The organism is Bradyrhizobium sp. WYCCWR 12699 (assembly GCF_032144035.1).
Lineage (GTDB): Bacteria > Pseudomonadota > Alphaproteobacteria > Rhizobiales > Xanthobacteraceae > Bradyrhizobium.
Map to the genome: position 1 here is coordinate 1 of NZ_JAVTJN010000006.1, position 19,838 is coordinate 19,838.

Below are 19,838 nucleotides of genomic sequence, written 5' to 3' on the forward strand. Positions count from 1 at the left end.
TGCCGCCGTGATGCCGCCGGCCGCGCCTCCTCCGGCACCTGCGCCAGTCGAGCAGCAGGCAGCGCCCGCCGCGCCGCCGCCGGCCCCGGCAGTTGCTGCGGCGCCACCGGCTCCGCCCGCGCCGGCCCCTGCCCCCGTTCAGGCCGCTGCCGTCGCCCCGCCCGCTCCAGCAGCCGCCCCCACGCGCGATCTCAATTCACCGCTCGGCGTCTGGCTCACCGAGGAGAAGGAAGGCAAGGTCCGCATCGAGCAATGCGGCACCAATCTGTGCGGCTATTCGGTCGACGGCAAATCGAACCAGAACGGCGAGCAGGTTCTGATCAACATGAAGCCCGGCAAGGACCAGAAGTGGTCCGGGCGCATCCTCGATCCGAACTCCGGCTCGACCTATGATTCGACGATCGCGATGAAAGGCACCGATCGCCTGCGCGTGCAGGGCTGCGCCTTCGGCGGCATGTTCTGCGGCGGCCAGACCTGGACACGGGTCAACTAGGCGGCGCCGAAGTCAATATGGCACAGCTCGGCTGACCTTCTTTCGATTCTCGCTGCAATGGATGACGCGACTGTCAGATGTCAGTCGCGATCTCCCGCCCATGAGCCGGAGCCCGATGTCGTGCGCTTGCTCGATTCAAGGGCTCCATTGTGAACCATTTCATACTCCGCACGCGGTCGTTGCTTCTAGTCTGAATTGATAGCCAGACTATTTGCGACTTTCATACTACGCAGTAGGCACCGTTTCGCCGAGATGAGTAGACCGAAAAGAGCCGTTTCTCGACGCTCTGTCGGCGCCGGTATGCGTAAGCGAGCGAGGTTGTTATGGAGGAACTCCGTGCGACGCCATCGCTAGTCTCAGGTGACTGGGGCCCTCGCTCATTGACGTCGGAGGAAGTCATCAGGCGCCATGTCATCGGCGCGCTCCGAAATCGGCAGACCAGCCTGACCACCGCGCTGCAGCCTCTGGTCAACGAGCAAGCCCGAATGCTCGTCTCGGAATTCGGCTTCGACGCTCACACCGTCGGCAAAATCCTGCAATCGCAAAACACCGTGCTGAACGTATTGTCGGAGCGGTATGACGCGCTTGATGAAGCCGCGCATTACAGCGAGATTCCCTTCGTCGAACTGGCGAATGACGGTCGCATCGTCTATTCCAATGCGGCATTCGACAAGCTCATTCCCGGCAAACGCGGCGCTCCCTTCTCCGGCTTGTTCGGATCCCGTGCGGCCGATGTGTACATGGCGCTCCGGGCAAATCACAACACGAGCTTGCGGGCCGACATCCAGACCGGCGAAACGGTTCGTCAGGTTAGAGTCGAGATCGGCCCGTTGCGCGACGAAGACGGCAAGCCGGGCAATTACGCCCTCCTGCTCGATCAGAGCGCGGAACAGAGCCGCCTCGATGCCTTGCAGGATGGCGTGCTGCGCACCGACCTGACCGGCAAGATCCGGTTCGCGAACGAGCGAGCCGCGCAGGTCCTGGGGTTCTCGGAATCAGAGCTCAAGGAGATGTCGCTCTCTCACGTGTTCGGGCCAGACGACGACGGAACGACAAACCTGTTCGCCGAATGGTTCACCAAGCAGACCGGCTTCTCCAGCTTCGTCCGGCTCCGTCCAAAAGACGGTCGTTCCGTTCTGGCAAGGGTCAGCGGAACGCCCTACATGGAAGCACCCAACAGCTCGGCAGGGTTGTTGGTGCTGTTCGCTCCTCTTGCCGAGGATCGCGCGCGTCATGAGCTCAAGACGATTCTCGCCGGGCACGATGATCCGCAAGAGATCATCGAGGCGACGCTTCAGGCGATCGGCAAGGTCATCCCATTCGAAATGTGCACGTTCGGGGTCTACAACGATCTCAACGATTATTGGCGAGCCGTCACTGTCTCTCCACGACCCAGCTGGGAGTGGAGCACGCGTTGGTTCAAGGTGCCGCCTGGCGTGATCGAGTGGCTCGAGCAGGGCAAGACGTGGGACAATGATCTGGCCGGGTTCGTCGAGAGCCGCAATCCGGAGGAAAAAGACAATCCGGTGAGCAAGGCCATCATCGACGACAAGTTCGAGTCGATGCTCGTGCTGCCGATACGCAAGGCGGGAGGCCGGTTCGGAAGCTCGCTGGCTCTGCTGTCCCGCAAGCACAAATACACCGCCGCGGACCTGCGCACGCTGCAAAATCTCGGCGTCGAGGAGATCTTGCAGGCCGCAAACGCTGCCATGGAACATGCTCAGGCGCACGCCTTGCGCAAGCTCAAGGATGACTTGAACAAGGCGCCGAGTGCGCGTGCCATCGCCGAACTGCTGGCCACCGGCACCACGAAATGCCTGGGCTGGGAATATGTCGGCGTGTTCCGGGTCGATCGCCTGCGCAGCAGGTTCGTGCTGGTTTCCGAGCACGTCAAGAACGACAGAAACCTTTTGGTGAAAGCGGCCGACCGCAAGGCCGAATACACTCAGGAACTGTCCAGCGGCATGCTCGGCAGCTGCCTGACCGCGCGGGACATTCTCGTCGTTCCTGATATCAGCGACACCGAGCGGAATTACGGCTTCATCCAGACCGCCCCCGATCAACGATCGGCCATGACGGTGCCTCTGTTCGTGAACGGCAAAATCGAGCTCATTCTGGACATGGAATCGTCGGAGCTGAACGCGTTCCGCGGACCTGATCGGGACGCGGCAAGCGGGCTTGCCGCCGACTGCGAACAGATCTTTGCGGCTCGCTGGCACGAAGCGATCGAGTATGCGCTCATGAACAGGATCGAGCAGGCAGCCGTCATCGTGGATGCCGTCGGCACGATCTGCCACATGAATGGTGCCGCGGCGAACATCTTCGGCCAGGCACGTGACAAGAAGCTCTCGTCATTTGGCGCTCGGGACGAAGACTCCGTCCAACTGGCGGAAACCGGCATCCAGCACCGGCTGCGGGTCCATTTGGCGATCGGAGATGCGCCGCGCACCGAGCTGACGGTTCTCGCCAATCGCGAGCCGTTGAACGACGACTATGGTCATCAGCTCTGGCTATTCACCAGCCTCGCCGACCAAAGCCGGGAGAGCGACTGGGGCTATCTGGAGGAAACCGTCACGGCTGTCGCGCGCGAGACCCGCGCTCCGCTGTTGATGGCCGATGGCCTGCTGCGCAGCGCCGCCTCGCTCCTCGGCAAGCCGGACCTCATGAGAAACTGCTCCGGTCTGCTCGAGCAGGCGGCCAACCATTTGCTTCGGGCCGATCTGACCTTCGAGCGCCTGGCCGAGCGTCTTGTCGTTCAGCAGACCCCGCAGGAAGCGCCCGAACAGTTCGACGTCCTGGAAGTCCTCTATCACGAGGTCGAGGGCCTTCCCGTCGAGGATCGTGAGGCCATCCACCTCGTCGACGAGATTGCGATCCGACGCGCCCTATTGGTCAGGGGCTGGACGAAGCGGTTGAGCTTTGCGTTTCGCTCCGCCCTCAGCTCCCTCTTGTCGTTGCGCATCACGCCGAACGACAAGCTGACCGTCACGATCTCAGAACGGCAGCCGCATCGCCTCTCGGTATCCATGCGCTTGCCCGCGACGATTGCCGACACCGTCGCTCCGTCGGCTGTGGACCCGATCGAGCAGAGCCAGCACCGGGCACGGCAGATGGCCAGCATCGCAGTCGAGGCGATACGCAAGACCGTCGAGCAGCACGACGGCACCCTGGCTGAGCTGGACGGCACGGGATTCGAGTTCGAACTGCCATTGTGCGCGCAGGAGGCACCGGTATGACAGCCAAGATTGCGATCGCCACCGCCGAGCCAAACATGTTCGAAACCCTGCGGGGACATCTGCTCGCGGCAGGCGTGGCCCCGGAGGACTTGTACGACAAGCCCTTGATGACCCCGGCGCAGACGAGCGAGTGGCTCATCGCGAACGAGACCGAACTGCTCGTGCTCGATGCCCGGTTGCCGATCGACCCGAGCGCAGGCTACGACACCCGCACGACTCTCGGTGCAAAGCACTTGCTCAACACCGTGGTTTTGGCACAGGACCCGCACACCTCCGTGCTGGTGGTCGCCCCCTCGTTCGGGACCTGCGCGGACCTGGAGGAAGAGTGCAGAGCCGCCGGCAATGCGTTGATCCTGCCGATGGACGCGCTGCAGCTGCACCGGCACCGGATCCTGCGCCCGTTCATTGCGATGCTCACTGGTCACCCCGACGAGACGAACGCCATTCCGGGCGCATTCCGGGTGGTCGAGATCGAAATCCACAGCGCCAAGGTGGAATGCCGGCTCGGAACGGGTGAGGACGGCTGCTCGATGCTTCGCTGGAACACCATCAGCGATCTCGATGACCTCAAGTCTGCAGCTCTGGCCTATGCGCGCGATGAGATGCCGCCGAACAATTGGCTCGGCCAGACGCGCGACGTCGGAACACGCCTGTTCAAGAGCTTCGTCGTCAAAGCGATCGGCGAACATCTGTTCTCGCAGATCGAGAAGTCCGCGGGTGGACTGGTGGGATTGTCGTTCCGATTTGTCATCAGCGACGCAGGCTTCTACCCGGTGCCCTTCGAGGCGAGCGTCCGATATCTTTCGGAGGAAAACGGACCATTCGTGCTTCTCTATGCGCCGATTGTCCGGCGCATTCCCTCGTTCGTCCGTGGAAGGGCCAGCGAGCGAGCGCGGATCAAGCCGGGCGCAAAACTGATGTTCGTGCGTTCGCAGATCGGCGAGCATCCCGATATGAAACTCGACAGCGCGATTTGCGCCGGCAAGAGATTCGACAAGCTCGGCAATATCGACATCGAGCTGAAGCACGTGGAAGAGCTGGGCGCCGCGGGCTGCTTCGATTTGAAGGTCGTCAACCTGTCGGATGCCCCTCCGGGCGAGGCGGCCGCCTATTTGCTGAAGCAGCTCGACGCATTCCGGCCGACCATTCTGCACTATGCCGGTCACGCCTTCAGCGATGGCCAGCAGACCGCGACCCTGGTCCTTCCCGGGATGCAGCCGGAGCAGGCGATCGGCCTGAAACTCGATAGGGTGGCGGCCTCCGACGGCCTGTCAGCGACGACGCTGGTCTACCTCTCGGCCTGCCGTGGCATCTCGAAGGGCTGCGTTCAGCAATTGGTGATGAACGGAATCCCCTATGCGTTGGGCTTTCGATGGAATGTCGAGGACGAACGCGCGCCGCAGTTCGCCAAGGAGTTCTATGACGAACTCCACAAGACGCGGTCGGTTTGCGTCGCGTTCCGGAAGGCGTGCCGCGCATCGTGGGAAAGCCTGAACTACGACGAGGAAAGCCCGATCTGGCTCTCGCCGATCCTGCTGGCGCAGTCGACCGATTGGGCAGCACGCTGCCTGTGAACCGCTCGTAGTGGATGATTGTCATGACCGTCTGGACCACACTCAAGAACGTCGTGGAGCATTGGGCGAGCCGCGAGCTGCGGCGCCCCTATGTCGGCTACGTCGCTTCGGGCGGCGGCAATGCAATGACGGCTGGACAGACCTTCGTGCCCGAAGCGAGTTACTTCGGGGTGCGCATGGTCGAAATGGGCTTGCGGGAAGGCGGCAAGTTCTTCAGCTCGTTCCTTCCGCTCGGCGTCGTGCTCACCGAGTTCAGCTTCGGCGACGGGCGCCAGCGCCGGCCCACGATCTTGAGCAATGACGAGATCGCCGCCCAGCTGAAGGCGGCCGGCGCCGCTCCTGGCTATGTCGATTTCAAGAACATCTACGCCGTCAGGCGCGCGCCCATGAAGCAGGACAATCTGTCGCTGTTCGTCGGCCTGTTCCGCCTTCCCTTTCACGACGTCGCTCAGCAGGTCCTGCAATTGGCCGCCGACCTGACCACGCAGACCGGGCTCGCGCCTGGGGTTTCCGAGGGGTTGCGCGTGGCTGAAAAGATCTACGACCGAGTCGCCGGCCTGTTCGCGCTCAACATCGTCACGCCCTTGTTCTCGTATGCCGACGGCAATGCGCTCGGCCGCAGCGGCTATCTCCTGGTTGCCGGCTCGGATCTCGACGAGGCGGTTGCCAAGCGGCTGGTGGTGACCGACGACAGGTTGCTGCTCGACGGCCAACGTGTCTCCGGATTGGACTATTGCCTCCTGGCCATCGAGTTCACGGCCAGCCTGCTGCCCGAGGGGCCTGATACGATCAATCCCCTCACCCAGCTCGGATTTCATCGACACTGGCAAGGTGTTGCAAGCAGCATCATGAAGCGTGAGTTGGAGCATGCGGACGAGCAGATGCTGGCTCTGCGCTCCGAGGTGATCACATCGCCGGAACTTGCCGAGAACGATCGTCTCGTCGCCATCGGCGCCTACCAGACCAGCTACGACAAGCTCGTGGAGCGCGTGACGCCGAAGAATGCCCACCGCGGCTGGCAGGAGGCTCTTCTGGCCGACGCAGCCGACAAGGCGACCGCCAAACCGGCCGTGACGGAGCTTCTGAAGGGCATGCAGATCCGCCTGCTGACCGGCATCAAGGACGCCCCGGAGGACCCGGACAGGCTGTTTGCGTCCGAGGCCTTCGCACTGCGAAAGACGGTCGGCAAGGCCGCCCCGGTCGGTACGGACTCCGCCATCTCACTGGCGCGCGTGATCAATCGTGCCGTGACAGCAAGACAGTGAGGTGCACGAGCCTTTCGAGGCTCTGCCTGGCCGATGAGACGGCGTCCGGACGCGGGCGCTGGCACCGTCCGCATGCGTGACCCCCCTCACATCGGTCCCTTCCGTGTCGTGACACGATGCCCGGCAGGTTCAGCCAATGGGGCGTGTCATGAGACATCTCTACAAGGGTATCTTCGCCACGATCTGCGCCGTCCCCCTGCTCTGCGGCCAAGCGAATGCGGCATCGACCAGCTTCGACGGCGCCTGGAATGTGCGGATCTCGTCCTCGAGCGAGACCTGCGGCAACGGCGCCACCGTCGCGATCGGTATCAACAATGGGCAGATCGCATCGACGAGCGCGGCGGTGACGGCATCGGGCCGCGTGGCCGATGCCGGCAGCATCAACGTCACCTTGAGCACGGGCATCAAGCGCGCCGTCGGCTTCGGCCGCCTCAGCGGCACCTCGGGCTCCGGCACGTGGCGCGGCGCGCTGTGCACGGGCACGTGGACGGCGGAGAGGATGTAGTCGCTGCGTCCCGGACGTGCTTCAGCGCGTTGGCGCTGCTGCGCAGAGCCGGGACCCAGCATCTTGGTCACTAAAATCTCTGGGCCCGGCTCAGCGACGCATCGCCTTCGGGCGATGCGTCTTGTCCGGGGCACCCGAATTAGCCCAGCGCCGCGCCATACTCCGCGTCGGTGACAGGCTCCAGCCAGGTCGAGTACACGCCGTCGAGCGCTTCCTGCATGGCAATGTGGCACATGCCGTTGGTCGGCGAGGCGCCGTGCCAGTGCAATTCGCCCGGCGGAATCCAGACGGTGTCGCCGGGGCGGATCTCCCTGACCGGACCGCCCTTGGTCTGGACGCGGCCGACGCCCGAAATCACGTAGAGCGTCTGCCCCAGCGGATGATGGTGCCAATTGGTGCGGGCGCCCGGCTCGAACGCAACGCGCGAGCAGTTCAGCCGTGCCGGCGCGGGCGCCATGATCACGGGGTCCTGCCATACGGTGCCGGTGAAGTTTTCCTTGGGCGCGCGGCGGGTCGGCCGCGTGCCTGCAACAGTGATCTCCATGGGATTACCTCGCTTGCTTCACGGTTACTTCTTGCTGGCGGCGTAGCGCGCCTTGGTCTCGGCGTTCATGGGATAGAGGCCCGGCAGCACCGCGCCGTTGTTCACCTCGTTGACGATCCAGGCTTCCATGCGCTCCTGCTCGACGCCCTCGTTGAGCACGTGGTCGAGCATTGCCTGCGGGATCAGCACGCAGCCGTCCTGGTCGGCGACCACGATGTCGTTGGGAAACACGGCAACGCCGCCGCAGCCGATCGGCTCGCCCCAGCCGACGAAAGTCAGGCCCGCAACTGACGGCGGCGCGGCATAGCCGTCGCACCACACCGGCAGATTGGTGCCGAGCACGCCCTCGACGTCACGCACCACGCCGTCGGTGACGAGCGCAGTGACGCCGCGCTTGACCATGCGGGCGCAGAGGATGTCGCCGAAGATGCCGGCATCGGTGATGCCCATGGCGTCGACCACGGCGATGCAGCCGTCGGGCATCGCCTCGATCGCGGTGCGGGTGGAGATCGGCGAGGACCAGGATTCCGGCGTCGCCAGGTCCTCGCGCGCCGGTACGAAGCGCAGCGTGAAGGCCGGTCCCACCAGCCGCGGCAGCCCGGGGCGCAGCGGCCGCGCGCCGCGCATCCACACATTGCGCAGGCCCTTCTTCAGCAGGACCGTGGTGATGGTGGCAGTGGTGATGCCGGCGAGGGTCTTGCGGGCTTCGGGGGACAGCGACATGGAAACAGCAGAGCTCCGGAGGTGCGGGAAAGAACGCGCGCATCTTGCGAGCCGCAGCCCTTGCGTCAAGGGCCAAGAGGCTAGCAATTACGCAGGGCCGATGGGCCTTTATGCGACGCGATAACAAGGCTTTATCGCCTCCCCCTGCATTAATTTATTGGACTTGCGGGCGCATTTACGCGAAGCAGGGGTGACGCGGAACTCAAGGTCGAGCCCGCGCTTTCCAGCCCGATTTCGACAGCTCTTCGACAGCCCAATGGCCGCGACGCTTCCCCCGCCCCGCCTTCTGCCCAGTGGCGACAGCGCCGTCACGGTCGAGTTCAGCCGCACCATCGACGAGGATGCGAACCAGCGCGTGCTGGCGCTGGACAAGGCGCTGGCTGCAAGCCCCATCGACGGCATCACCGAGACCGTGCCGACCTATCGCTCGCTGCTGGTGCATTACGACCCCTGCAAGATCGGTTTCGATGCGCTCGGCGAGAAGCTGCTGCCAATTGCAATCCAGCCGCCGCCGCCGGCGACCAAGGCGCGCCGCTGGCGCATTCCCGTCGCCTATGGCGGCGAGCACGGCATCGACCTCGAGGATGTCGCCAAGGCGCTGAGCACCACGCCTGACGACATCGTCGCCCGGCATGCCGGCGGCGACTACAAGGTGGCCATGATCGGCTTCACGCCGGGCTGGTCCTATCTCAGCGGCCTCGACAAATCGCTGCACATGTCGCGGCGGCAAAATCCGCGGCTGCTGACGCCTGCCGGCACGATCTCGATCGGCGGCGTCCAGGCCGGCATCCAGTGCCTCGCCGCCCCCAGCGGCTGGCATCTGCTCGGCCGCACACCGGTGCGAACCTATCAGCTCCATCGCAACCCGACCTTCCTGACCGAACCCGGCGATCGCGTGACGTTCTTCGCCATCGACCACAAGACCTTCGAGGAGCTGGATCGCGCCGCGGAGGCCGGCGAGCTCGTCGCCGAGCAGGTGGTCGCATGAGCCGGCTCGTCGTCGCCAGCATCGGCCCGGCAAGCTCCGTCCAGGACGGCGGCCGCTTCGGCGCGCAGCGCTATGGCTTGACAGTCAGCGGCGCGATGGATCGGCTGTCGCTGGCTGCGGCGAACACGCTCGTCGGCAACGAACCGTTCGCGGCCGCCGTCGAGATCGGACCGTTCGGCGCCGCCTTCACCGCCCGCGACGGCGCCGTGCGCGTCGCCATTTCAGGCGCGCCGCGCAACGCGGATGTCGCCGGAAACCCCGTTGCCATGGACAGTTCGGTGACGCTGAAGGACGGCGAGACGCTGACGCTGGGCTTTGCCCGCGGCGGCGCCTTCACTTATCTGGCGATCGAAGGCGCCATCACGGGCGAACTGGTGTTCGGCAGTCTCGCGGTGAATGCCCGCGCCGGCCTCGGCAGCCCCTACCCGCGCCCGCTCCAGGCCGGCGACGAATTCAACGTCCATGCCGCGAGCGGCGCGGGCGAGATGCGCATCGAATCGCCGAAGCCCGTGAGCGGCCCGATCCGTGTTCTGCTGGGGCCGCAGGACGACGAGTTCGACGACGCCAACAAGGCGCTGTTCCTGGACAGCGAGTGGAAGATATCGGCGACCTCCGATCGCATGGGCTACCGGCTCGAAGGCCCCGCCATCAAGCATCTGCACGGCCACAACATCGTCTCCGACGGCACCGTCAACGGCAGCATCCAGGTCCCCGGCAACGGCGCACCGATCGCGCTGATGATGGACCGCGGCACCTCCGGCGGCTATCCGAAGATCGCAACCATCATCACGGCCGATGTCGGCCGCCTCGCACAGACCTCGGCAGGAACGGCGTTTCGTTTCAAGGCCGTCAGCATGGCCGAGGCACAGGACGAGGCGAAGAAGTTCGCGCAATTGATCCGCGCCCTGCCCGATCGCCTGCGCTCCTCCGACAGCGTCGCGCTCAATATCGAGGCGCTCAGCGATGCCAACGTTGCCGGCCATGCGGTGAACGCGATCGATGCCGGCACCTGGCAGGTCACCGCGGAGCCTTAAGCGTAACATCAAGACCGGAAGGCGGAGAGCACCCATGAAGACGATCGATCTCAACTGCGACCTCGGGGAAGGTTTTGGCGCGTGGGAGATGGGCAACGACGCCGCGATGATCGAGCTCGCAAGCTCGGTCAACGTCGCCTGCGGCTTCCACGCCGGCGATCCCGACATCATGCGGCGGACGGTTGAGCTTGCGAAGGCGCGCGGCGTCTCGGTCGGCGCCCATCCCGGCTATCGCGACCTGCATGGGTTCGGCCGGCATCCGATCGCGGGCCTCAAAGCCTCCGAGATCGAGAACCTCGTCGCCTACCAGATCGGCGCGCTGCAGGCGATCGCGACCGCGGCCGGGCACAAGGTCACGCATGTCAAGGCGCATGGCGCGCTCTCCAACGTCGCCTGCGAGGACGACATGACCGCGAAGGCGATCGCCGCGGGGATCAAAGCGGTCGACCCCAGCCTGATCTTCGTCGTGCTCGCCAATTCCAAGCTGGTGAAGGCCGGCGAGGACGCCAATTTGCCGATGGTGCACGAGGTGTTCGCCGACCGCGCCTATGAGGACGACGGCAACCTCGTCGCGCGCAAGAAGCCCGGCGCGGTGCTGCATGATGCCAAGGCGATTGCCGAGCGCGTGGTGCGCATGGTGCAGAACGGCGCAGTGGTCTCGGTGACGGGCAAGGTGATCAAGATGCGCACGGACACGGTGTGCATCCACGGCGACACCCACGGCGCCGTCGAGATCGCGCGAACCCTGCGTCAGGCGTTGAAGGATGCGGGGATCGAGGTCGCGCCGTTCAAGCGCGGGGCGTGATGATGGTCATTCCGGGATGATGCGCAGCATCAGATCCGGAATCTCGAGGTTCGGGGTCCGGCTTCGCCGCCCCGGAACGACATCCTAAAACGGGTGCACCGACAACGACCCGAGCACGATGGCCGCGATTACCGCAAACGCGCTGTAAAGCGCCAGATGATGGGCGTTCGCTCTGGTCTGCCGCGAGAGCGAGCGCGCGTAAAAGTGCAACCTGGCTTCCGCCGATAGTTCGCGCATGGTCGATCTCCAACGCCCCATTTGCGGGATTATGAGGGATCAACCGGGGTATCAGGCAAGACTTCCGAGCAAATAGCGATGAGGGTTCTCTCCAAAAGCCCTCTTGCAGGTGCAAATTCTTTCCAAGCGCCGGTTCCAAGAATCTTTTTCGTTAAGATCCGACCGAGCTGGAACCGAGATCGATGGCGGCGGGATGACAGCTTTCGGTGGGAGGATCAGCCGAAGGCGTCATCCACCACTTCTGCATCGGCCGTGGCAGAAGAGGTGGGCTACGCCTAACCCACCCCACGAAGTCGTCCCTAATAGACATCCGCCTGGAAACGACCCGTCTTCTTCAGCTCGGCGACGAAGCTGACGGCCTCGTCGGTCGAACGCGCGCCGAACTGGGCGACGATGTCGACCAGTGCACGCTCGACGTCCTTGGCCATGCGCTTGGCATCGCCGCAGATGTAGAGATGCGCGCCTTCGGCGAGCCAGGTCCACACCTCGCGGCCGACCTCGCGCATGCGGTCCTGAACGTAGAACTTCTTTTCGCCGTCGCGCGACCAGGCCAGCGACATGCGCGTCAGCAGACCCGAGGTCTTCATCGCATTGAGCTCCTCCTGGTAGAAGAAGTCGCAATCGCTGCGCTGGTGGCCGAAGAACAGCCAGTTCTTGCCGGGCGCGCCGGTCGCCTTGCGGTCGAGCAGGAAGGCGCGGAACGGGGCGATGCCGGTGCCCGGGCCGACCATGATGATCGGCGTCTTCGGATCCTGCGGCAGGCCGAAGCCGTGCGCCTTCTGCACATAGACCTTGAGCTCTTCGCCCTCATTGATGCGCTCGCCGAGGAAGGTCGAGGCAACGCCGAGCCGCTTGCGCTTGCCGACGATGTAGCGCACGGAATCGACGGTCAATGACAGCTTTCCGGGCGTCGCATTGTGCGAGGACGAGATCGAATAGAGCCGCGGCTGCAGCGGCTCCAGCGCCTCGACGAAGGCCTCCGGATGCGGCCGCGTGCCGGAGAACTTCTGCAGCGCCGCCATCACGTCGAGCGTCGCGGCATCGCCATCGGGATCCTCACCCTGTGCCAGCGCACGCGCCTTCTCGCGCGCCGCGCCGCCGGTGATGAAGGAGATCAGCTCGAACAGCGTGTCGGGTGCCGGCGACAGCGAGACGTCGTCGATCAAGACCTCGCGCAGCGTCTTGCCGTTGACCTTGGTGGTGTGGGAGGCGCCAAGCAGCGCGATGATCTGGTCGACGAGGCCGACATCGTTGCGCGCAAACACGCCGAAACTGTCGCCGACGATGTAGTCGAGCTTGCTCGCGGAGAGATCGAACTCGATGTGATAGGTTTCCTTCTCCGACTTGCCCTTGTTGAGCAAGCGGCGCGACAGGAAGGTCGCGGCCACAGGGTTGTCGCGCGAGCGGCCGGGTTCTGCGATCGTGACCGTCACGGCCGGCGCCGGAGCGTCAGGCTTGTCCGCCGCTTTGGCTGCCGGGGCCTTGTCGAGCTCCTCGTACAGCGACTTCAGCATCCGCGCGGTTTCCTTGCCGCCGGGGACGCAGAGATTGAGCCGTGCTTCGCTGCGACTGGCGATCGCTTCCGAATAGTCGTGGCAATTGTAGCCGCACTGGCCGCAATCCTGCTGCGCCATCGCCGCCATCATCTTGCGGCGGACGGGGCGCCCTTCCGCAAGCTTCATGCGGTCGGCGATCGGCATGGTCTGGTCGTGCCAGGGCGCTTCGCCGTCGTCGCCGTCACCGGCTGCGCCCTGCATGACGGCTGCGCCCTGCTCGGCCGACAGCGGCGCGGCGACGTCAGGCGACAGCAGCCCGGCAAAGAAGCCGTTCAGCCAGGAGCGCTGCGCATCGGAGAACGGTGCGCTGGCGGGAATGATATCGAGCCTGGGCGGAGGCGTGATCTGGTTCATGAGGACACCTCGGCATCAGCAAGCTTGCGCAGTGTTTCGCCGTCATGGCGGCGCGCAAAGGAGAGGAAGGTTTCGTCAGGCGACGAGCGATGGGCGATATAGGCCTTGAGCAGTTTTTCGACCGTCTTCGGCGCGTCCTCGGCCTTGAGGTCGTGATAGACCTCCTGCCCGACGTCGGCGTCGGGGCCGAACCCGCCACCGGTGAACAGGTGATAGCCCTCGACCGTGTCGTCCTCATTCACCGGCACGCGCGCACCGATCAGACCGATGTCGCTGATGTAATGCTGCGCGCAGGAATGGTGGCAGCCGGTGACGTGGATGTTGAGCGGCTTGTCCATCGCAACGCGCGGCTCGCACCAGTCGCCGATCTCGGCGGCATGGCGCTTGGTGTTGGCGGCAGCGAAGCGGCAGCCGGCATTGCCGGTGCAGGCGATCAGGCCGGCGCGGATGTGCGAGGCCTCGACCGCGAGCCCGATCTGCTTGATCGCTGCAATGGCGAGTTCGACGTTCTCATCGCGCACCCCTGAAATCAGCAGGTTCTGCCAGACGGTCAGGCGGATCTCGCCGTCGCCGAGGTCGTGCGAAATCTTGGCGAGGCCCCGCATCTGGTCGCAGCTGAGCTTGCCGAGCGTCAGCGACACGCCGATCCAGTTGAGGCCATCCTGCTTCTGCTTGTGCACGCCGACATGGGCCATGCGGTCGGCGGCCGGTCGCGGCGCAAATGCCTCCTCCGGCACGCGCGTGAACGGCGTCTTCAGCCGCTCCTCGACCAGCCCAAGGAAGCCGTCATGGCCCATGGCGTCGAGCACGTATTTCAGCCGCGCCTTGTTGCGGTTGGTGCGGTCGCCATGTTCGATGAACACGCGCACGATGGCGTCGGCAACGGCGGTCGCCTGCTCCGGCTTGACGATGATGCCGGAATATTTCGCAAAATCCTTGTGCCCGGTGATGCCGCCGAGGCCGAGCCGGAACCAGACGCCCGGCTCGACGCCGAAACCGTCCTTCACCTCATACGCCGTAAACGCGATGTCGTTGGTCTCCTCCAGCACCGCGATCCTGCCGGCCCCGTCGAAGGCGACGTTGAACTTGCGCGGCAGGCCGTACAGCGAACGGTCGTTGAGGATGTGGTGGTGCCACTCGCGCGCATAGGGGCGCGTGTCGATGATTTCCTGAGGATCGACGCCGGCCGTCGGCGTCCCCGTGACGTTGCGAATGTTGTCGGCGCCGGAGCCGCGCGAGCACAGGCCGAGATCCTGGATGCCCTCGAGCAGCCTGATCGCATGCTTCGGCGGGATCTCGCGAAGCTGGAGATTGGCGCGCGTCGTGACGTGGCTATAGGGGCCGCACAACTCGTCGGCGAGATCGGCAAGGCCCGACAGCTGCCAGTGCTTCATGATGCCGTTCGGAATCCGCAGCCGGCTCATGTAGGAGTCCTGCGTCGGCGCGACGTAGAAGATGCCGTAATAGCGCCAGCGGAAATTGTCCGCCGGGCTCGGCGGCGCATTGTCGAGTGCCTGCTGGCGCAGCCGCGGATAGGCATCGAAGGGATGCTCGTCGCGCTTGAACTTCTCCTGGTCGGCGAGCTTCTTGCCCGACGCGATCACCTTGTCCTGCGCCTTGATGTGCACGGCATCGGGGCCAACAGGCTCGGCATTCGCCTTGCCGCCGCCGCCTCCACCCAGGCCGCGCCCGACCCGGCTGATCTGCAGACCGGTCGTGAAACCTTCGAGATAACGTTTCTGCTCGTCGGTAAAGTCGACTGCGAGCGTATCGATTTTCATGGTCGGTAACGAAGCTCCTGCGGCCACCTGGGTGGCATCGACGGACATTGCGCGACCCGCGAGGACCTAGGCTGGCTCCAAGAGCCGGCTTCGCCACCCCAGCGGTCCGATCAGCTTCGTTGCTGCGGGACTTGGCTCAGCAGGCACCTGTGACAAGCTGGCCGCACTGCAACATTCAAGTTGCGTGCCAGCTTGGAGCAAAACGGAAGCTCAGTGATTTCAGATGATTACGCGAGGGTCGGGAACATCCCGGTGGCCGCGCGGCTCACGAAATTCGAGCACGCGGCTCAAAATTTAGCCGATGTGCTCATCAGCGCAAAAAATAGGCAACCCCGAATCAAGCCTTCCAACGCCCGACCTCGAAGGCCTCGAGATGCCCCCGGATGTTGCCGGGATCAAAGACCGGGCCGGCGAATGCGCCGAACGCCGCGGGAGCCTGCTCAGGCGGCCGGCGACCGAGGGCAGCATCGTAGAGGTCGGGCCTGAACACGGCCATGGCCGTCTTGACGCCCTCCGGCGTGAGCGCCGTCTGCCCCCACCGCACCATCTGTGCATAGAGCCAGGCGGCCTGAACCGGATCGGGGCGCCCCGCCTCCTCCCGCCCCACCAGGAGGTAGCGGCCGCTCTCGCGGAAGGTACCGTCAGGGGAAATCTTCAGGCGTCCAGTCAGTGTGCGCTGGACCACTTCGGCATCGACACCGATCCGCTCGGGCTGCGCCAGGATATGCGCTGCCTCGGCGAGGTTCGCAGGATTTTCGATGAACTCGGCCCCCTTCACCGCCGCACGCACCAGGCGCGCGACCACGTCCGGATGCTTGTCGGCCCAGACCTGGCGCACTGCCAAGACCTTCTCCGCTGCACGGTCGAGGATGTCGGAGACGAAATGCAGGATATGCCCGATGCCGAGATCGACGGCGATCGAATTCCAGGGCGCACCGACGCAGAACGCATCGACATGGCCGCTCTTGAGGCTGTCGACCATGTAGGGCGGCGGTAGCACCACGAGGCGCACGTCCTCGTCGGGATCGACGCCGGCCGCAGCCATCCAGAACCGCAATTGGTAATTGTGGGTCGAGAACGGGAAGGTCATGCCGAAGGTCAGCGGCTCGGCACCTGCCTTGCGCCGCTCGGCCACCACCTTTGCGAGCGCTTTCGCCGTAGCCATCGGATCGAAACGGTCTCCGTCGATCTCCTCCATCAACGCGGCGTGGAGCGCCGGCGACACCGTGATCGCATTGCCATTGATACCGAGGTTGAAGGGCGCGGCGATCGGCACCTTCACGTGGCCGAGCCCGTGCGAGGACGCGATCGCCACGGGCGCCAGGAGATGCGCGGCGTCGAACAGGCCGATATTGAGCTTGTCGCGGACGTTGGACCAGGAGACCTCGCGGACCAGCTCGACGTCGAGCCCTTCGGCAACGGCAAATCCCTTGTCGACGGCGACAATCAGCGCGGCGGCATCAACCAGCGGAATGAACCCGATGCGCAGGGGGGCGGTCATTTCAGCATCTCCGACGCGGTGATGATCGACTGGGCGATCTCGCCGATTTTCTTCTTCTCGCGCATCGCGGTGGAGCGCAGCAGCACGTAGGCCTCGTCCTCGGTCAGTCCCTTCACCTTCATCAGGATGCCCTTGGCCTTCTCGATGATCTTGCGGTCCTCGAGCTGCGACTTGGTGCGCTCCAGCTCCTCCTGCAGCTTGGCGAAGGCATTGAAGCGGGACACGCAGAGGTCGAGGATCGGCTTGATGCGCTCCTTCTTCAACCCGTCGACAATGTAGGCGGATACCCCCGCCTCGACCGAGGCCTGGATCGAGGCGGAATCGCTCTGGTCGACGAACATCGCGATCGGCCGCTTCACGGCGCGGCTGACCTGGAACATCGCCTCCAGCACGTCGCGGCTGGGGTTCTCCAGATCGATCAGGATGATGTCGGGATCCACCGCATAAATACGGGCCAGCAAGCTCTGCATCTCGCGGATATGGACGACCTCAGTGAATCCGGCCTCCCGCAACCCGTCCTCCAGGATCGCAGCCCGGATCGGGCTTTCGTCGACGATCACGATTTTGGGCGACTGGTCGGCGCTCATGGCTCACTCACGGCAGGTGATTCATCCATAGCACGCCGGAACGTCCTGCAAAGGGTTGTAATTGTGGGCAATTGGGACTAGCTCAGGCCGGTCAATCAGGCAGATTTGGATATGGATCAGACGGCTGCGCCCAAGGTCAGCTTCGTGTCGCTCGGGTGTCCCAAGGCATTGGTGGACTCCGAGCGCATCATCACGCGCCTGCGCGCGGAGGGTTATGAGCTCGCCCGCAAGCATGACGGAGCCGACATCGTCATCGTCAATACCTGCGGCTTTCTCGACAGCGCGAAGCAGGAATCGCTCTCGGCGATCGGCGAGGCCATGGCCGAGAACGGCAAGGTGATCGTGACCGGCTGCATGGGCGCGGAGCCCGAGCAAATCGAGCAGGCCTATCCCGGCGTGCTCTCCATCACCGGGCCGCAGCAATATGAGAGCGTGCTGGACGCGGTGCATCGCGCGCTGCCGCCGGCCCACAACCCTCACGTCGATCTGGTGCCGCCGCAGGGCATCAAGCTGACGCCGCGCCACTACGCCTATTTGAAGATCTCCGAAGGCTGCAACAACCGCTGCACGTTCTGCATCATTCCGAAGCTGCGCGGCGATCTGGTCTCGCGCCCCGCCAACGACGTGCTGCGCGAGGCCGAGCGCCTCGTCGGCGCAGGCGTCAAGGAGCTCTTGGTGATCTCGCAGGACACCTCGGCCTACGGCGTCGATCTCAAATATGCCGAGAGCCCGTGGAAGGATCGCCAGGTCCGCGCCAGATTTTTGGACCTTGCGCGCGAGCTCGGCGAGCTCGGCGCCTGGGTCCGCCTGCAATATGTCTACCCCTACCCGCATGTCGACGAGGTCATCGCGCTGATGAACGAGGGCAAGGTGCTGCCCTATCTCGACATCCCGTTCCAGCATGCGAGCCCCGACGTGCTGAAGGCGATGAAGCGCCCGGCCGCGCAGGACAAGACGCTGGCGCGGATCAAGCGCTGGCGCGAGGAATGCCCCGATCTCGCACTTCGCTCGACCTTCATCGTCGGCTTCCCCGGCGAGACCGATGCCGACTTCGCCTATCTGCTCGACTGGCTCGATGAGGCCGAGATCGATCGCCTCGGCTGCTTCAAATACGAGCCCGTTGCCGGCGCGACCTCGAACGCGATCGAGAACCCGGTGCCGGAAGAGGTCAAGCAGGAGCGCTACAACGCGCTGATGGCCCGCCAGCAGAAGATCTCCGCGCGCCGGCTGAAGCGCAAGGTCGGCACGCGCCAGCAGATCATCATCGACGAGGTCGGACCGACTGTCGCCAAGGGCCGCTCCAAGGCCGATGCGCCGGAGATCGACGGCGCGGTGTACCTCACGAGCCGCCGTCCGTTGCGCGTCGGCGAGATCGTCACCGCCAAGATCGAGCGCGCCGATCAATACGATCTGCACGGCAGCGTCGCGGGTTTCTGACGCACTCCGTCACGCCAGCCATTTCGGCACCCAGCGCTCCGGGCGCGGGGCGCGGGCGAGATCGGCCTTGGCTTCAGCAAGCAGCGCCGGTTCGCCCTCGATCGTCGGGCGGACATCGTATTCGAAGCTGGGCATGACGCGGCCGTCCGCATAGAGGCCGAAATTCATCGCGTACCACAGCCCAAGCTCGGGCTGCGCGCGGCGCATCTCCTCGCGCAGATCGCGCAGCAGGGATTCGATTGAAGCGGCTTCCGCGAACGGCTGGGGCCCGCGCGACAGCACGCGCGCCTGGTACTGCTTGCCGACGATCGCGACCTCGAAACGGGTCTTGTCCCAGGGGTTCTTGCCCTTCGGCAAATGGGCGGCCAGCCGCCAGCCGAGCTCGGCCATCAGCCGATGATTGGCCCAATAGTCTTCGCGATCCCGGCTCCACTTCTCCACGAAGCCGCGGAAATCGGGCAGCTCCGATGACGTCTCCTCGGGCGTTGTCGGCTCGCCATGCGGCCGTCCGGCGAGCCACTGTGCGAGCTCGACCGTCTGGCACTCGACTTCGTCATGCGGCTTGAGATCGCTCCAGGCATTGTCGAATTGTTGCGACGTCAGTTTGGCGAGCAGACCATCGAGACTCGGCGCCAGCAATTCGTAATCGCCGTCCGACCCCAGCCCCACGATCGGCGGGTTGTCGCGGTCGAGACCTGCGCCGTACCAGCCGCCGACGGCCGAACCATCCGGCAGCCGCATGAACAACGAAAACCGATCGCGCAAGGGACTGCCGTCGACGATCGGCGCATGATCGGAGAACTGGCCTTGCAGCGCAAAGCGGCCGACGCTGCCCCATGGGCGTCCGTCGAGCCACGTGGCAAAGTCGACCAGCAGCGGGGGCGCTTCGATGCCCGGCGGAAATGCGCCGCGAATGCTGTCGAGGTCGATTGGATAAGGCGTATCGGACAAGGCTGAAACTGTCTCGTTGGTCCCGCCAATCTTGGTCTGAGCCGAATTACGTTCGGTTCGAACCAAGTCGCATCCTTCGATCACAAACGCGCCAGCGACGGGATGGTTTCTCACGACTATCGACGAACTGCGCGCGAAATCCCTCTCGCATGAACCGCGTGCAACCGCACACGCTCGGCGAGCATCCGCAAAACGACCGCTTGACAAGCCCTGCCCTCCGCATGTATTGCCGCGCCCCATGATCAACGCCCGGACCAACCTGCGCAC

Annotated in this window: 17 protein-coding genes; 8 read left to right on the forward strand and 9 right to left on the reverse strand. The window is 64.7% G+C overall.

The window, feature by feature from the left end; all coding sequences use genetic code 11:
- The 4 genes from RPS27_RS06820 to RPS27_RS06835 form a co-directional block, all read left to right on the forward strand.
- Positions 1-493, forward strand: a 493-nt coding sequence (locus tag RPS27_RS06820) for a DUF2147 domain-containing protein (protein WP_313753941.1), incomplete at its 5' end; no start/stop codon positions are given.
- Between the two features lie 380 nt (positions 494-873).
- Positions 874-3,729, forward strand: coding sequence for a PAS domain-containing protein (locus RPS27_RS06825; RefSeq protein WP_212068632.1), 2,856 nt, complete (start codon positions 874-876; stop codon positions 3,727-3,729).
- On the forward strand, positions 3,726-5,303 hold the full coding sequence (locus tag RPS27_RS06830; protein WP_212068631.1) for a CHAT domain-containing protein: 1,578 nt from the start codon (positions 3,726-3,728) through the stop codon (positions 5,301-5,303). The genes RPS27_RS06825 and RPS27_RS06830 overlap by 4 nt, the downstream gene beginning before the upstream one ends.
- 23 nt (positions 5,304-5,326) lie before the next feature.
- Complete coding sequence (locus RPS27_RS06835) at positions 5,327-6,568, forward strand: hypothetical protein (RefSeq protein WP_212068630.1); 1,242 nt, start codon at positions 5,327-5,329, stop codon at positions 6,566-6,568.
- Positions 6,569-6,727: 159 nt separating this feature from the next.
- On the opposite strand, the gene RPS27_RS06840 is transcribed toward RPS27_RS06835, so the two are convergent.
- The 3 genes from RPS27_RS06840 to RPS27_RS06850 form a co-directional block, all read right to left on the reverse strand.
- Entirely contained in the window at positions 6,728-7,144 is a 417-nt protein-coding gene (locus RPS27_RS06840) for a hypothetical protein (RefSeq protein ID WP_313753942.1), read from the reverse strand.
- 68 nt (positions 7,145-7,212) lie between these two features.
- The gene (locus RPS27_RS06845) at positions 7,213-7,617 is read right to left on the reverse strand and encodes a cupin domain-containing protein (protein WP_028144578.1); all 405 of its coding nucleotides are present in this window, start codon (positions 7,615-7,617) and stop codon (positions 7,213-7,215) included.
- 24 nt (positions 7,618-7,641) lie between these two features.
- Complete coding sequence (locus RPS27_RS06850) at positions 7,642-8,340, reverse strand: ribonuclease activity regulator RraA (protein ID WP_008564879.1); 699 nt, start codon at positions 8,338-8,340, stop codon at positions 7,642-7,644.
- A gap of 256 nt (positions 8,341-8,596) precedes the next feature.
- Between RPS27_RS06850 and pxpB the strand changes: the two genes are divergently transcribed.
- Genes pxpB through RPS27_RS06865 form a run of 3 tightly spaced genes read left to right on the forward strand, consistent with a single transcriptional unit; the run spans position 8,597 to position 11,167 of the window.
- Positions 8,597-9,328, forward strand: a complete 732-nt coding sequence (pxpB, locus tag RPS27_RS06855; protein WP_259209411.1) for a 5-oxoprolinase subunit PxpB — start codon at positions 8,597-8,599, stop codon at positions 9,326-9,328.
- The gene (locus RPS27_RS06860) at positions 9,325-10,362 is read left to right on the forward strand and encodes a biotin-dependent carboxyltransferase family protein (RefSeq protein WP_212068627.1); all 1,038 of its coding nucleotides are present in this window, start codon (positions 9,325-9,327) and stop codon (positions 10,360-10,362) included. The genes pxpB and RPS27_RS06860 overlap by 4 nt, the downstream gene beginning before the upstream one ends.
- 34 nt (positions 10,363-10,396) lie before the next feature.
- Positions 10,397-11,167, forward strand: coding sequence for a LamB/YcsF family protein (locus RPS27_RS06865; protein WP_212068626.1), 771 nt, complete (start codon positions 10,397-10,399; stop codon positions 11,165-11,167).
- A gap of 84 nt (positions 11,168-11,251) precedes the next feature.
- Here RPS27_RS06865 and RPS27_RS06870 read toward each other — a convergent pair whose 3' ends face one another.
- The 5 genes from RPS27_RS06870 to RPS27_RS06890 all read right to left on the reverse strand — a co-directional run bounded on the left by RPS27_RS06870 (position 11,252) and on the right by RPS27_RS06890 (position 17,183).
- Positions 11,252-11,404, reverse strand: coding sequence for a hypothetical protein (locus RPS27_RS06870; RefSeq protein ID WP_198172553.1), 153 nt, complete (start codon positions 11,402-11,404; stop codon positions 11,252-11,254).
- Between the two features lie 299 nt (positions 11,405-11,703).
- Positions 11,704-13,314 (reverse strand): sulfite reductase subunit alpha, encoded by a 1,611-nt coding sequence (locus RPS27_RS06875; RefSeq protein ID WP_212068625.1) that lies wholly within the window; start codon positions 13,312-13,314, stop codon positions 11,704-11,706.
- Positions 13,311-15,095 (reverse strand): NirA family protein, encoded by a 1,785-nt coding sequence (locus RPS27_RS06880; protein WP_212068624.1) that lies wholly within the window; start codon positions 15,093-15,095, stop codon positions 13,311-13,313. The genes RPS27_RS06875 and RPS27_RS06880 overlap by 4 nt, the downstream gene beginning before the upstream one ends.
- 337 nt (positions 15,096-15,432) lie before the next feature.
- A complete protein-coding gene (locus tag RPS27_RS06885) occupies positions 15,433-16,596 on the reverse strand; it encodes a CmpA/NrtA family ABC transporter substrate-binding protein (RefSeq protein ID WP_313753943.1) in 1,164 nt (387 codons plus the stop codon).
- Positions 16,593-17,183 carry an ANTAR domain-containing response regulator gene (locus tag RPS27_RS06890; RefSeq protein ID WP_194408083.1) on the reverse strand — a complete coding sequence of 197 codons (591 nt, stop codon included), beginning with the start codon at positions 17,181-17,183 and terminating at the stop codon, positions 16,593-16,595. Before RPS27_RS06890 ends, RPS27_RS06885 begins: the two co-directional genes overlap by 4 nt.
- 111 nt (positions 17,184-17,294) lie before the next feature.
- On the opposite strand from RPS27_RS06890, the gene rimO reads away from it, so the two are divergent.
- Positions 17,295-18,620 carry a 30S ribosomal protein S12 methylthiotransferase RimO gene (gene rimO / locus RPS27_RS06895; protein WP_211416988.1) on the forward strand — a complete coding sequence of 442 codons (1,326 nt, stop codon included), beginning with the start codon at positions 17,295-17,297 and terminating at the stop codon, positions 18,618-18,620.
- 9 nt (positions 18,621-18,629) lie between these two features.
- Here rimO and RPS27_RS06900 read toward each other — a convergent pair whose 3' ends face one another.
- On the reverse strand, positions 18,630-19,571 hold the full coding sequence (locus RPS27_RS06900) for a hypothetical protein (protein WP_212068622.1): 942 nt from the start codon (positions 19,569-19,571) through the stop codon (positions 18,630-18,632).
- Between the last annotated feature and the right edge of the window lie 267 nt (positions 19,572-19,838).